The sequence below is a fragment of the Mesorhizobium sp. M0189 genome, assembly GCF_040322135.1.
Taxonomy (GTDB): Bacteria; Pseudomonadota; Alphaproteobacteria; order Rhizobiales; family Rhizobiaceae; genus Mesorhizobium.
Map to the genome: position 1 here is coordinate 107,095 of NZ_JAMYSW010000011.1, position 13,301 is coordinate 120,395.

Annotated in this window: 12 protein-coding genes; 11 read left to right on the forward strand and 1 reads right to left on the reverse strand. The window is 64.0% G+C overall.

The features are described from left to right. The first annotated feature begins 156 nt into the window (after nt 1-156). The 6 genes from NKJ09_RS20275 to NKJ09_RS20300 all read left to right on the forward strand — a co-directional run bounded on the left by NKJ09_RS20275 (nt 157) and on the right by NKJ09_RS20300 (nt 6,816). Complete coding sequence (locus NKJ09_RS20275) at nt 157-1,800, forward strand: ABC transporter substrate-binding protein (protein ID WP_352493756.1); 1,644 nt, start codon at nt 157-159, stop codon at nt 1,798-1,800. 18 nt (nt 1,801-1,818) lie between these two features. After that, complete coding sequence (locus NKJ09_RS20280) at nt 1,819-2,886, forward strand: ABC transporter permease (protein WP_023719588.1); 1,068 nt, start codon at nt 1,819-1,821, stop codon at nt 2,884-2,886. Nucleotides 2,887-2,899: 13 nt separating this feature from the next. Then, nucleotides 2,900-3,820: a nickel transporter permease gene (gene nikC / locus NKJ09_RS20285; protein WP_352493757.1), complete on the forward strand. Its 921-nt coding sequence runs from the start codon at nt 2,900-2,902 to the stop codon at nt 3,818-3,820. After that, nucleotides 3,817-4,650, forward strand: a complete 834-nt coding sequence (locus NKJ09_RS20290; RefSeq protein ID WP_352493758.1) for an ABC transporter ATP-binding protein — start codon at nt 3,817-3,819, stop codon at nt 4,648-4,650. Before nikC ends, NKJ09_RS20290 begins: the two co-directional genes overlap by 4 nt. After that, nucleotides 4,647-5,396 (forward strand): ABC transporter ATP-binding protein, encoded by a 750-nt coding sequence (locus NKJ09_RS20295; RefSeq protein ID WP_352493759.1) that lies wholly within the window; start codon nt 4,647-4,649, stop codon nt 5,394-5,396. The genes NKJ09_RS20290 and NKJ09_RS20295 overlap by 4 nt, the downstream gene beginning before the upstream one ends. Before the next feature lie 142 nt (nt 5,397-5,538). Further along, nucleotides 5,539-6,816, forward strand: coding sequence for a 4-aminobutyrate--2-oxoglutarate transaminase (locus NKJ09_RS20300; RefSeq protein WP_352515768.1), 1,278 nt, complete (start codon nt 5,539-5,541; stop codon nt 6,814-6,816). A gap of 1 nt (nt 6,817) precedes the next feature. Here NKJ09_RS20300 and NKJ09_RS20305 read toward each other — a convergent pair whose 3' ends face one another. Next, entirely contained in the window at nt 6,818-8,071 is a 1,254-nt protein-coding gene (locus NKJ09_RS20305) for an NAD(P)/FAD-dependent oxidoreductase (protein ID WP_352493761.1), read from the reverse strand. A 423-nt stretch (nt 8,072-8,494) separates the two neighbouring features. Between NKJ09_RS20305 and NKJ09_RS20310 the strand changes: the two genes are divergently transcribed. The 5 genes from NKJ09_RS20310 (at nt 8,495) to NKJ09_RS20330 (ending at nt 13,301) form a co-directional block, all read left to right on the forward strand. Then, the gene (locus tag NKJ09_RS20310) at nt 8,495-9,787 is read left to right on the forward strand and encodes an imelysin family protein (protein ID WP_502899015.1); all 1,293 of its coding nucleotides are present in this window, start codon (nt 8,495-8,497) and stop codon (nt 9,785-9,787) included. Nucleotides 9,788-9,842: 55 nt separating this feature from the next. Beyond that, nucleotides 9,843-10,154 carry a (2Fe-2S)-binding protein gene (locus NKJ09_RS20315; protein ID WP_254816251.1) on the forward strand — a complete coding sequence of 104 codons (312 nt, stop codon included), beginning with the start codon at nt 9,843-9,845 and terminating at the stop codon, nt 10,152-10,154. Further along, nucleotides 10,120-10,605: a bacterioferritin gene (gene bfr, locus NKJ09_RS20320; protein WP_352493762.1), complete on the forward strand. Its 486-nt coding sequence runs from the start codon at nt 10,120-10,122 to the stop codon at nt 10,603-10,605. The genes NKJ09_RS20315 and bfr overlap by 35 nt, the downstream gene beginning before the upstream one ends. 96 nt (nt 10,606-10,701) lie before the next feature. Beyond that, the gene (locus NKJ09_RS20325; protein WP_502901322.1) at nt 10,702-12,225 is read left to right on the forward strand and encodes a di-heme oxidoreductase family protein; all 1,524 of its coding nucleotides are present in this window, start codon (nt 10,702-10,704) and stop codon (nt 12,223-12,225) included. Beyond that, nucleotides 12,225-13,301, forward strand: coding sequence for an imelysin family protein (locus NKJ09_RS20330; protein WP_352515767.1), 1,077 nt, complete (start codon nt 12,225-12,227; stop codon nt 13,299-13,301). The genes NKJ09_RS20325 and NKJ09_RS20330 overlap by 1 nt, the downstream gene beginning before the upstream one ends.

The window sequence follows — 13,301 nt, forward strand, 5'->3', positions numbered from 1 at the left end:
ATGCTCGTTGCCGCGCTCGAAACCGCCGGATATGGTGAGCCGGAACTGCACAAAAATTGCCAAGACAATGGTCCGGGAATCACCGTTCGACGCGGCAAGAAAATGCCACAACCCTGAGCCGGGAACTCAGGTCAACAAAAACAGGGAACAGTTAAAATGATGATGGAAAAGTTTGCTCTACGCTCCCGCTTCTTGCTCGCGGGCGCGGCCATGTCCGCGCTGCTTCTGGCCGCTGCGCCTGCCTTCGCGGTCACGCCCGCCGACACGCTGGTCGAGGGTTTCGCCATCGACGACATCATCTCCATGGATCCGGGCGAGGCATTCGAATTGTCGACCGCCGAAATCACCGGCAACACCTATGATCTCCTGGTACGCCTCGACCTCAGCGACACCTCCAAGGTCAAAGGCGATCTCGCGGAAAGCTGGAGCGTCTCCGACGACGGCCTGACCTACACGTTCAAGCTCAAGCCCGGCCTCAAATTCGCCTCCGGCAATCCGATCACGGCGGCGGACGTCGCCTATTCGTTCGAGCGCGCCATCAAGCTCGACAAGAGCCCGGCCTTCATCATCGGCCAGTTCGGCATCGATGGCGGCAATGTCACCGCGAAGGCGAAGGCCGTTGATGATACGACGTTCCAGTTCACCGTCGACAAGGCCTATGCGCCGAGCTTCGTGCTGAACTGCCTGTCGGCGACGGTCGCCTCGGTGGTCGACGCCAAGCTGGTCAAGGAGCATGTCGCCGCGGTCACGCCGAGCGCCGACTACAAATGGGACAATGATTTCGGCAATGCCTGGCTGAAGACCGGCTATGCCGGCTCCGGCGCCTTCAAGCTGCGCGAATGGCGCGCCAACGAGGCCGTCGTGCTGGAACGCAACGACAATTACAACGGCGAGAAGGCCAAGCTTGCCCGTGTCATCTATCGCAACATGAAGGAAAGCTCGGGCCAGCGCCTGGCGCTGGAAGCCGGCGACATCGACGTCGCCCGCAATCTCGAGCCGAACGATCTCGACGCCATCGCCAAGAATGCCGACCTCACCACCACCAGCGCGCCGAAGGGCACGGTCTATTACATCAGCCTCAACCAGAAGAACGCGAACCTCGCCAAGCCCGAGGTTCGCCAGGCGTTCAAATATCTGGTCGACTACGATGCCTTGAGCACGACCATCCTCAAGGGCATCGGCGAGATCCATCAGACCTTCCTGCCCAAGGGCGTACTCGGCGAGCTGGACGAAAATCCGTTCAAGTTCGACGTCGCCAAGGCCAAGGAACTGCTCGCCAAGGCGGGTCTCGCCGACGGCTTCAGCGTCACCATGGACGTGCGCACCGGCCAGCCGACGACGGGCATGGCGGAATCGATCCAGCAGACGTTGGGACAGGCCGGCATCAAGCTGGAGATCATCCCCGGCGACGGCAAGCAGACGCTGACCAAATACCGCGCCCGCAACCACGACATCTATATCGGCCAGTGGGGCCAGGACTATTTCGACCCGAATTCCAATGCGCAGACCTTTGCCAGCAACCCGGACAATTCGGATGAAGGCAAGACCAAGACGCTGGCCTGGCGCAACGCCTGGGACATTCCGGACCTGACCAAGCAAACGGAGGCCGCCCTGCTCGAGAAGGACGCGGCCAAGCGCGCCACAATGTACCAGGATCTCGAGAAGAAGATCCTCGACACCAGTCCTTTCGTCATCATCCACCAGCAGCTGGAAGTGGCCGGCCTGCGCAAGAACCTCAAGGGCTTTGCGCTCGGCCCGAGCTTCGACACCAACTTCGTCGGCCCCGTCTCGAAGGAGTGACGCCGGCGGACGCGCCGTATGAGTGTGGCTGAAAGCGAAGTGACGGCAGGGCGCGGCGGCGCCCGCGCCGTTGCCGTGGCCTCATCGATCGCCCGGTTCCTGGTCATCGCGATAACGACCTATCTCGGTCTGCTCGCGGTGACCTTCTTCATCGGCCGTGTCATCCCGATCGACCCGGTGCTGGCGGTGCTCGGCGACCGGGCGCCGGCCAATGTCGTCGAACGAACGCGCCGCGAGATGGGCCTCGACCTGCCGCTGGTCGAGCAGTTCTACATCTATGTCAAACATGCCCTGAACGGTGATTTCGGCACCTCGGTGCTGACCACCAATCCGGTGATGACCGATATCCGCCGCGCCTTTCCCGCGACGCTCGAACTGGCGACGCTGGGAACATTGATCGGTTCGGTGATCGGCGTGCCGCTTGGCGTGCTGGCCGCGGTGCGGCGCGGCAGCGTCATCGACCAGGTCGTGCGGATCATCGGCCTTGTCGGCTATTCCGTGCCGATCTTCTGGCTGGGGCTGCTGGCGCTGGTTCTGTTCTACGCCAAGCTGCAATGGGTCGCCTTTCCCGGCCGCCTCGATGTCGTCTACGAATACACCTTCACGCCGATTACCGGCTTTTACCTGCTGGATGCACTCTGGCAGCGGCAGTGGGACGTATTTGCCGATGCCTTCCGCCACATCATCCTGCCGGCCTCGCTGCTCGGTTATTTCTCGCTCGCCTATATCAGCCGCATGACGCGCTCCTTCATGCTGAACGAACTCACCCAGGAATACATCGTCGCGGCACGAGCCAAGGGCCTGTCGGAAACGCGCATCATCTGGGGTCACGCGCTGCGCAACGCCGCTGTACCGATGGTTACGGTGATCGCTCTGTCGTATGCCGGGCTGCTCGAAGGCTCGGTGCTGACCGAGACGGTGTTTTCGTGGCCGGGCATCGGCCTCTACATCACCAACTCGCTGCAGAACGCCGACATGAATGCCGTGCTCGGCGGCACCATCATCATCGGCTCGGTCTTCATCGCCATCAATCTATTCTCCGACCTGCTCTACCGGGTGCTCGATCCCAGGACCAAGGCAGGATGAGGACGAAGGCAGGATGAGCACGGAAGCGATTCAAACCCGCCGCGACTGGCTGCTCAGCGAGCGGCCGGCGTCGCGCGTGCAGGCAAGGCTCGGCCGCGCCTATGTGGCCTGGCGACGCTTCTCGGCCAACCGGCTGGCATTTCTCGGCCTGCTCATCATCATCGCCTTGCTGTTGGTCGCAGCCTTCGCCGATGTGCTGGCGCCCTATTCGCCGACATTCGGCGACCTCAAGGGCTCGCGGCTGCTGGCGCCGAGTGCGTCGCACTGGTTCGGTACCGACGATCTCGGCCGCGATATCTATTCGCGCATCATCTTCGGCTCGCGCTGGACACTCTACGTCGTCATTCTGGTTGCCATCATCGCCGCGCCCATCGGCTTGCTGGTCGGCACCGTCGCCGGCTATGCCGGCGGCTGGACCGATGCGATCCTGATGCGCATCACCGACATCTTTCTCGCCTTTCCGAAGCTGATCCTGGCGCTGGCCTTCGTCGCCGCGCTCGGCCCCGGCATCGAAAACGCCGTGCTCGCCATCGCCATCACCTCGTGGCCGCCCTATGCCCGCATCGCGCGCGCCGAAACGCTCACGGTGCGCAATTCGGACTACATCAAGGCCGTGCAACTGATGGGCGCCTCGCCGTTCCGCATCGTGCTCCGCCACATAATGCCGCTCTGCATCTCCTCGCTGATCATCAGGGTGACGCTCGACATGGCCGGCATCATCCTGACCGCCGCCGGTCTCGGCTTCCTCGGTCTCGGCGCGCAGCCGCCGCTGCCGGAATGGGGCGCGATGATCGCGTCCGGCCGCCGCTTCGTGCTCGACCAGTGGTGGGTTGCGGGCGCGCCGGGCTTTGCCATTCTCATCGTCAGCCTCGGCTTCAACCTGCTCGGCGACGGCTTGCGCGACGCGCTCGATCCCCGAAGCGGTGACCAATGAGCACGCTTCTCGAAGTCGACGACCTGCGCGTTACCTTTCCGACGCGCACCGGCCTGATCGAGGCGGTGCGCGGCGTTTCGTTCTCGCTCGGCCGCGAGCGGCTCGGCATCGTCGGCGAGAGCGGATCGGGCAAATCGCAGACCGGCCGCGCCATCATGGGCGTCACCCCGCCGCAGGCCGATGTGACCGCGAAGACGCTCGCTTTCGACGGCATCGACCTGCTGGCCGCCTCGCCGCGCGAGCGCCGCGCGCTGCGCGGCAAGCGTATCGCCATGATCCTGCAGGATCCGAAATATTCGCTGGACCCGGTGATGAGCATCGGCCGCCAGATCGTCGAGACGCTGCGCACGCATGAGAAGGTCTCCAAGGCCGAAGCCCGCGAGCGCGCGCTTGCCATGCTGGAGGCTGTGCAGATCCGCGATCCGGCCCGTGTCTTCGACCTGCATCCGCATGAGGTTTCCGGCGGCATGGGCCAGCGCGCCATGATCGCCATGATGCTGATCGCCGGGCCGGAGATGATGATCGCCGACGAGCCGACCTCGGCACTCGACGTCACCGTGCAGCTCGACGTGCTCGGCATCCTCGACAGGCTGGTCAGCGAGCGCGGCATGGGGCTGATCTTCATCTCGCACGATCTGCGCCTGGTCTCGTCCTTCTGCGATCGTGTCATCGTCATGTATGCCGGCAAGGTCGTCGAACAGCTCAAGGCCTCGGAGCTCGGCCGCGCCCAGCATCCCTATACGCGCGGCCTGCTCAACTGCATGCCCAAGATCGGCGCCGACCGCCACCCGTTGCCGGTGCTCGACCGCAAGCCGGAGTGGGCGGCATGACGGCAGCCCTTTCCGTCGACAGGCTGGAGGTGATGTTCGACCGCTTCCGCGCGCTGAAAGGCGTCAGCCTCGAGGTGCAATCCGGTGAATCGTTCGGCCTCGTCGGCGAATCCGGCTCCGGCAAGTCGACCCTTCTCAGGGCAATCGCCGGCCTGGCGCCGGCCGCATCAGGCACCATTACCGTCAACGGCAAAACGCTCGGCGCGCGCCGCGACAAGGCGTTTTATCGCGAGGTGCAGATGGTCTTCCAGGACCCGTACGGCTCGCTGCACCCACGCCAGACCGTCGACCGCCTGCTGCAGGAGCCACTCGCCATTCACGGCTTCGCTGACGGTGAAAAGCGCATCCAGCGGGCGCTGGACGAGGTCGGCCTGGGAACCGGATTCCGCTTCCGCTATTCGCATCAACTGTCGGGCGGCCAGCGCCAGCGCGTCGCGATCGCCCGCGCCCTGATCCTCGAACCCTCGATCCTGCTGCTCGACGAACCCACGTCGGCGCTCGACGCTTCCGTACAGGCCGAAGTGCTCAACCTGTTGGAGGAGATCCGGCGGCGCCGCAAGCTGACCTTCCTGATGGTCAGCCACGACCTCGCCATCATCACCCATATGTGCGAGCGGCTGATGGTGATGCAGAACGGCGAGGCGGTCGAGCACCTCGCCGCCGGCGACCTTGTCGAGCGCCGCGTCACCAAGGACTACACGCGCAATCTGCTGAGGGCCAGCGAGGGGTTTGTCAGGACGGCATGAGCGACGGGCGTTCGGTTGCTGACGCCGACCGGCAGGCCCAATCGCCCGGCGGCGGTGCCAACTTGAGGAAAAACTGAAATAAGCCCAGAAGAGTCTCAACAGCCATCAAACGAGAGCGGGCGCCGGCCCGGCGAGGGGTACGATGACAAATTCAGCCATTTCCGAACGCAAGAACCAGTCGATTTCCCGCGGCGTCGGCATGACCACTCAGATCTATGCCGATCGCGCCGAAAATTCGGAGATCTGGGACGTCGAAGGCCGCCGCTATATCGATTTCTCGTCCGGCATCGCTGTCGTCAACACCGGCCACCGTCACCCTAGGGTGATCGAAGCGGTCAAGGCGCAGCTCGACCGTTTCACCCACACCTGCTACCAGGTCGTGCCTTATGAGAGCTATATCAGGCTGGCAGAACGGCTGAACGGCATGCTCCCCGGCAAGTTCGACAAGAAGACGATTTTCCTCACCACCGGCGCCGAGGCGGTCGAGAACGCGATCAAGATCGCCCGCAATGCCACCGGCCGGCCGGCGGTCATCGCCTTTTCCGGCGGCTTTCACGGCCGCACCTTCATGGGCATGGCGCTGACCGGCAAGGTCGTGCCTTACAAGGTCGGCTTCGGCGCCATGCCGGCGGATGTCTTCCATGCGCCGTTCCCGGTGGCGCTGCACGGCGTCTCGGTCGCCGATTCGCTGGCCGCGCTCGACCGGCTGTTCAAGGCCGATGTCGACCCGGCCCGCGTCGCCGCGATCATCGTCGAGCCGGTGCAGGGCGAGGGTGGCTTCTACGAGGCGCCGCGCGACTTCATGACCGCATTGCGCAAGATCTGCGACCAGCACGGCATGCTGCTGATCGCCGACGAAGTGCAGACCGGCTTTGCCCGCACCGGCAAGATGTTTGCCATGGACCACCACGAGGTGGCGGCCGACATCACCACCATGGCCAAGAGCCTGGCCGGCGGCTTCCCGCTGGCGGCCGTCACCGGGCGTGCCGAGATCATGGATGCGCCGAGCCCCGGCGGGCTCGGCGGCACCTATGGCGGCAGCCCGATCGGCGTCGCCGCGGCGCATGCCGTGCTCGACGTCATCGATGAGGAGAAGCTCTGCGACCGCGCCAACACGCTAGGCAACCGTCTGAAGCAGCGCCTGCAATCGATCCGCGACGAAGCGCCTGAGATTGTCGATATCCGAGGACCTGGCTTCATGAACGCGGTCGAGTTCAACGATGTGACGAAGGGGCTGCCGTCGTCGGAACTCGCCAATGCGGTGCGGCTGAAGGCGCTCGACAAGGGCCTGATCCTGCTGACCTGCGGCGTCTACGGCAACGTCATCCGCTTCCTCGCGCCGATCACCATCCAGGACGCCGTCATGAACGAAGCGCTCGACATCCTCGAAAGCTCGATCCGCGAAGTTCGCGCCGCCTGAGCTATCCGGCCGCTCTTGCAGGCTCTGCCTGCTGGAAGGCGGCGAGCGCCGCCTTCAGCCCGTCGGGCCCGGTCGCGACAATCTGCGGCGACGGCGAAAAGCCGGCGCCGAGCATCTTGCGGCCAAGCATATGGTCGCCGGGCCGGTTGACCGATTCGATGCCGAGCAGCCGGCTTGCGGCGTAGTGGTAGATCGAGAATTTGTTTTCGGCCACGTCGCCCAGCACGACATGGCTGTCGCCGCCCGCAATCAGGCCGACCATCTGCAGCTTCATGTCGCCGATATCGGACCAGAACCACGGCACCGCCGAGTAATTGTCGGCATGGCCGATGATGGTGCGCGCGGCGAGCCGCGCCTGGTCTGTGGCGTTCTGCACCGATTCCAGCCGCACATCGCCGCCGGTGAACCAGTGCCGGTAGGAGGCGGCGTCGCCGATGGCGAGGATTTCCGGCACCGACGTGCGCATCTGCTGGTCGACGCGGATGCCGTTGGCGATGGCAATACCGGCGGCTTCGGCCAATTCGACATTCGGCACGACGCCAATGCCGATGGCGACCATCTGTGCCGGCAATCTCTCGCCGGACGAGGTGATTGCAGCCGAAACACGGCCGTTCTCGCCCTCCAGCCGTTCGATGGTGGTGCCGGTGAGGACGCGCACACCGGTGGCTTCCAGCCGCTTGCGCACATGGCCGGCGATGACCGGCGCCACGGCGCGGCCGAGCAGTCGGTCGACCGCCTCGACCACCGTGACCTTGCGGCCGGCGGCGGTGAGCGTCGCGGCAATCTCCAGGCCGATGAAGCCGCCGCCGAGGATGACGGCCTCCTCGCTTTGCGCGCTCAATTCGCGGATCAGGCGGGCATCGCCGAGCGAGCGCAGCGACACAACGCCGGAAAGCTCCGAACCCGGCAGCGGCAGCAGGCGCGGCCGCGCGCCGGTGGCGAGGACCAGCCGCTCGAACGGCAGCACGCCGCCGCCCGATATCTCCAGCCGGCGGCCGCCTACATCGATGCGCTCGACCCGGAGGCCTGGCCGATAGTCTATGGCGCTGCCGGTATAAAAAGCCTCGCCGCGCAACGGCTGCGGCTTTGCTTGCTGATCCTTGATGAAGGTCTTCGACAGCGGCGGCTTGTGGTAGGGCAATTCGTTTTCGTCGCCGATCAGGATCACCGGACCGTCATAGCCTTCTTCGCGCAGGCTGGCGGCCGCTTGCACGCCCGCATGACCCGCACCGACAATGACAACCCCGTTCTTCATAACAGCCCGATTCCTCATCCAAATCTAGGACGTCCCGCCAGCTGGCGATTGTCCGGCGCCGCCGCAAGAACGCCGATCCGGGTCGCACCCGGAATGCCCCCCTGTCAATCGCGTCATGCGCCGGCATTCCTGATACATCGGTGTTAAAGTTGACAGTTCTAGTTTAGAATAATTCTAAACTGTTGTTTCAATTGAATTTTTTCTAGACCACCAGTTGACATCCGGCGTCTTCGCCGTTTTATGGAAGCTCGCGCGTCAGCGCATCCCTTTGATGTCTGGGCCTTGAACCCTTTCGATTGGAGGCATTTCGGTGTCTTTCTTCCGCGAACCGCGCGATGGCGCGACCCTTCTTTGCCCGCTGGCAACTGCCCGCCGCGGCGCCGGCATTTCATTGATTCCCGAGGAGAGACAGTCATGAGAACGATGATCACGGCGCGGTATGGCGGCAGGCTTGCGGCGATCGGCGCCACCGCGATGCTCACGGCGGCGGTGTTCGTGCTGCCGGCCAAGGCGCAAACCGATGCTAAGGCGGTCATCAAGACCTATTCCGACATTGCGCTCGCTAAATACGAGGATTCGCTGATCACGGCCGAGGCGCTCGACAAGGCTGTCGATGCACTGCTCGCCAAGCCATCGGTCGAAACGCTGAACGCCGCCCGCGAGGCCTGGAAGGCGTCGCGCGTTTCCTATCAGCAGACCGAGGTCTATCGCTTCGGCAATGCGATCGTCGATGACTGGGAAGGCAAGGTGAACTCCTGGCCGCTCGACGAGGGCTTGATCGACTATGTCGCCAAGGGCTACGGCACCGAGTCGGACGCCAACGCGCTCTATACCGCCAATGTGATCGCCAACAAGTCGATCGAGATCAACGGCAAGAAGGTCGACGCTACCAATCTGACGCCGGAGTTCCTCTCCGGCACCCTGCAGGAAGCCGGCGGCATCGAGGCCAATGTGGCGACCGGCTATCACGCCATCGAATTCCTGCTATGGGGCCAGGACCTGCACGGCACCGGTCCTGGCGCCGGCGAGCGGCCCTACACCGATTACGATCTTGCCAATTGCACCGGCGGCAATTGCGACCGTCGCGGGCAGTACCTGAAATCGGCGAGCGACCTTCTGGTTTCCGATCTCAAGGACATGGTCAACGACTGGAAGGAAGGCGGCGCCGCCCGCAAGAACCTTGTCGATGGCGAGCCGAACGCCGCCATTTCGACCATCTTCACCGGCATGGGCTCGCTGTCCTATGGCGAGCTCGCCGGCGAGCGGATGAAGCTCGGCCTCTTGCTGCACGATCCGGAAGAGGAGCACGATTGTTTCTCCGACAACACCTACAATTCCCATCTCAATGACGCCGTCGGCATCCGCGCCGCCTATCACGGCAGCTACACGCGGCTTGACGGCACTGTCGTCGAGGGGCCGTCTGTGGCCGACATGGTCAAGGCGGCCGATCCGGCGATCGACAAGGAATTGTCGGACAAACTGGATGTCACCGTCGCCAAGATGGAGGCCATCAAGGCGCGGGCGCTTGCCGGCGAGGCCTATGACCAGCAGATCGGAGAGGGCAACACGGAAGGCAATGCCACCGTGCAGGCGGCGATCGACGCGCTGGTCGATCAGACCAAGTCGATCGAACGCGCCGTCGGTACCCTGAAGCTCAATGCCATAGCCTTCGAGGGATCGGACAGCCTCGATTCACCGGACAAGGTGTTCCAGTAAACTATCGAAACCACCAGCCACGCGGCGCAATGAGCGCCGTCAGCCAGAGCGCCAAATGCTGATCTGCCATTGCAACATCATCACCGAAAAGGAGATAGAGCAGACGATCGTCGGACTGCTGGATGAGGACCCTTGGCAGCTTATCGTGCCGGCGAAGGTCTATCATGCCATGCACAAGCGCGGTCGCTGTTGCGGCTGCTTCCCAAATGTGGTCGAAACGATCATTCGGGTCACCGAAAATTACCACACCCGCTCGGCGGCGAGCGGCGTGGACATTGTTTCACACCTGGATCGCGTCAGAGGCCTGCGCGTCCAATACGGGAGCAGAACCCATGAAAGGCGAACAGCAGATCATAGAGCGGCTTAACGAGGCTCTGTTTCTGGAACTTGGAGCGGTCAATCAGTACTGGGTGCATTTCCGGCTGCTGGAAGACTGGGGATACGCCAAGCTGGCGAAGAAGGAACGCGCCGAATCGATCGAGGAAATGCACCATGCCGACCGGCTCGTGGCGCGCATCATTTTCCTCGAGGGCCATCCGAACCTGCAGTCCGTGGCGCCGCTGCGCATCGGGCAGAATGTCAAGGAAGTGCTCGAATCCGATCTTGCCGGCGAATATGACGCGCGCACTGCCTACAAGCGGTCGCGCGAGATCTGCAACGAGGCAGGCGACTACGTGACGATGAAGCTGTTCGAGGAATTGCTGACTGACGAGGAAGTTCACATCGACTTCCTCGAGACGCAACTCGATCTGCTGGCCTCGATCGGCGAAGAAAAGTATGGCCAGCTCAACGCGGCGTCGGCCGACGAGGCGGAATAAGGACATGCGGGAATGCGGCGCACCCTAGATTTCATGCGCCGCTTGCGGCCGGCCGAGCATTGCGGCCCGCCGCCTCAGAAGAAGCCGCGATACGGAATGGTTCGCGGCGCTTTTCTTGCCGTGGTGGCGACGCTCACAGCCTCGGCGCTGGCCGGAGCGCCGCAACCGGCGGGCCTTGCCACCAGCCGCACCGATCTGGCGCCGAAGGATCTGGCGCGCGTCATCGCCATTACCAGGCCGACCAGCGATTTCTCCAAGCCCGAGCAATTCGAGCTAATGCAGGGCGGCGCCGGCACCTCGAAGAAGGACGTCAACAAGGACGCCTTCTCGCAATCCTCTGCCAACATCAGCTTCGAGGAAGAGGGCACCTTCAAGCTCGGCAACGCCATTTTCCGCAAGAACTGGGTGTCCTCGCCATCCTCGACACAGGCCTCGGATGGGCTCGGTCCGCTGTTCAATGAGCGCGGCTGCCAGAACTGTCATCTGAAGGACGGCCGCGGCCATCCGCCCGAAGGCGACAGCGGCACCACCTCGATGTTCCTGCGCCTGGCAAGGCAAGCCAGTACCGAGGAGGAGGAAGCCGCGCTCGCCGATCACAAGGTGCTCAACTTCCCCGACCCGGTCTATGGCACGCAATTGCAGGAATTGGCGGTACCCGGCCTGCAGGGCGAGGGCAGGATGCATGTCGACTATCAGGACGAGAAGGTGAAATTGGCGGATGGCAGCACGGTGTCGCTGCGCAAGCCGAGCTATTCGGTCGAGGGCCTCGCCTACGGGCCGCTCGACCCGCACACCACGCTGTCGCCGCGCATGACGCCGCCGATGATCGGCCTCGGCCTGGTCGAGCAGATCGCTCCTGCCGACATCCTTGCGCGTGCCGATGCGGCCGACCGCGATGGTGACGGGATTTCCGGCAGGCCCAACATAATACGTGACGGCAGCAGCGGTGAACTGACGCTCGGCCGTTTCGGCTGGAAGGCGCAGGCGGCATCGATCCGCCAGCAATCGGCGGACGCTTTTGCCGGTGATATCGGCATTTCGACGCCCGAGGTGCCGAAGCACTGGGGCGATTGCACCTCCGGAGAAAAGACCTGCCTTGCCCTGCCTAACGGCGTGCAGGAGCGCCTCGGTCCGGTCGAAGCGCCGCCGCCGATCATGGACCTCGTTACCTTCTATTCGCAAAACCTTGCCGTGCCGGCCCGGCGCGGTCTCGACAGACCGGACGTGCTCGCCGGCAAAAAACTGTTCTACGATATGGGCTGCATCTCCTGCCATACGCCGAAATTCGTCACCCGTCGCGGCACCCCGAATAAGGCGCAGGCCTTCCAGCTGATCTGGCCGTATTCCGATTTCCTGCTGCACGACATGGGACCAGGCCTTGCCGACGGGCAGGCGGTGGGCGAGGCCACGGGAAGCGAATGGCGCACGCCGCCGCTGTGGGGCATCGGGCTCACCCAGACCGTCAGCGGCAACACCTTCTTCCTGCATGACGGGCGCGCGCGCAGCCTGGCCGAGGCGATCCTGTGGCATGACGGCGAGGGCCAGAAGGCGCGTGACCGCTTTGCCGCCGCTGAAGCGGCCGATCGCGATGCGCTGATCAAATTTCTGGAGTCGCTCTGATGCCGAAGCGTCTTGCGCTTGCGCTCGCTCTGCTGGTCCTCAACGGTGCGCTGCCAGCATCCGCGGCGGTGAAGGCTTCGGATGTGATCCAGCGGGCGACCGACGGCTTCGTCCGCCCGGCCTACGCCAGGCTGCATGACCATGCGGACGGCTTGGCGAAGATCATGCACGCGCTTTGCCAGGCGCCCTCGCAAGACAATCTCGATGCGGCACGCGCCGAATTCTCGGGTGTCGTGGATGCCTGGTCGGTGGTGGAAATCATCCGTTTCGGGCCGATCTCCGAAAACAACCGGCTTGAGCGCATGCTGTTTTGGCCGGACCGCAAGAGCATCGGCCTGAAGCAGGTGCAGGCAGCACTTGCCGGCAAGGATCCGACAGCCGCCGATCCGGCCCAGCTGGCGACAAAGAGCGTCGCCATGCAAGGGCTCGGCGCACTGGAATTCGTGCTCCATGGTGACGGCGCCGATCAATTGGCCGGCAGGGACGCCGCCTATCGCTGCGCCTACGGTGCGGCCATTGCCGGCAATATCGAGGCAATCGCCGGCGAGGTCAGCGATGCCTGGACCAAGCCCGACGGTTTTGCCGCGCTCTGGGCCAATCCGGGTCCGCAGAACGCGCTCTATCACGGCGGCACCGAAGCGGTGACCGAACTGGTCGGCGTCTTCATCAACGAGCTGGAAATGGTGCGCGACGTGCGCCTGAAAGGCTTCCTGGGCGCCAAGCCGGAGGCCGACAAACCGAAACAGGCGATCTATTGGCGCTCGCAAAACACCGCCCGCTCGCTGACCGGGAACCTGGCGGGCATGGACGCGCTGTTCCAGGCCTCGCAGCTTGGCGACGCGCTGCCGCCCGATGCGCGCTGGATGGCGGAATCGGTTCACATCCAGCTCACCAACGGGATCGAGGCGGCCAAGGCGATCAGGGGTCCGATCGACAAGGCACTTGCCGATCCGGCGCTGCGCCGCAAGCTCGATTATTTCTCGCTGGTGACATCCAGCCTGACGACCCTGATCGGAACCAGGCTGACCGCCGAATTTGGCCTGACCGCCGGGTTCTCGTCACTGGACGGCGACTGA

What these genes read in the sequence shown, in the direction of transcription:
- NKJ09_RS20275 (WP_352493756.1), top strand. Translation starts at nt 157, where the DNA reads ATGATGATGGAAAAGTTTGCTCTACGCTCCCGCTTCTTGCTCGCGGGC.
- NKJ09_RS20280 (WP_023719588.1), top strand. Translation starts at nt 1,819, where the DNA reads ATGAGTGTGGCTGAAAGCGAAGTGACGGCAGGGCGCGGCGGCGCCCGC.
- nikC (WP_352493757.1), top strand. Translation starts at nt 2,900, where the DNA reads ATGAGCACGGAAGCGATTCAAACCCGCCGCGACTGGCTGCTCAGCGAG.
- NKJ09_RS20290 (WP_352493758.1), top strand. Translation starts at nt 3,817, where the DNA reads ATGAGCACGCTTCTCGAAGTCGACGACCTGCGCGTTACCTTTCCGACG.
- NKJ09_RS20295 (WP_352493759.1), top strand. Translation starts at nt 4,647, where the DNA reads ATGACGGCAGCCCTTTCCGTCGACAGGCTGGAGGTGATGTTCGACCGC.
- NKJ09_RS20300 (WP_352515768.1), top strand. Translation starts at nt 5,539, where the DNA reads ATGACAAATTCAGCCATTTCCGAACGCAAGAACCAGTCGATTTCCCGC.
- NKJ09_RS20305 (WP_352493761.1), bottom strand. Translation starts at nt 8,071, where the DNA reads ATGAAGAACGGGGTTGTCATTGTCGGTGCGGGTCATGCGGGCGTGCAA.
- NKJ09_RS20310 (WP_502899015.1), top strand. Translation starts at nt 8,495, where the DNA reads ATGATCACGGCGCGGTATGGCGGCAGGCTTGCGGCGATCGGCGCCACC.
- NKJ09_RS20315 (WP_254816251.1), top strand. Translation starts at nt 9,843, where the DNA reads ATGCTGATCTGCCATTGCAACATCATCACCGAAAAGGAGATAGAGCAG.
- bfr (WP_352493762.1), top strand. Translation starts at nt 10,120, where the DNA reads ATGAAAGGCGAACAGCAGATCATAGAGCGGCTTAACGAGGCTCTGTTT.
- NKJ09_RS20325 (WP_502901322.1), top strand. Translation starts at nt 10,702, where the DNA reads ATGGTTCGCGGCGCTTTTCTTGCCGTGGTGGCGACGCTCACAGCCTCG.
- NKJ09_RS20330 (WP_352515767.1), top strand. Translation starts at nt 12,225, where the DNA reads ATGCCGAAGCGTCTTGCGCTTGCGCTCGCTCTGCTGGTCCTCAACGGT.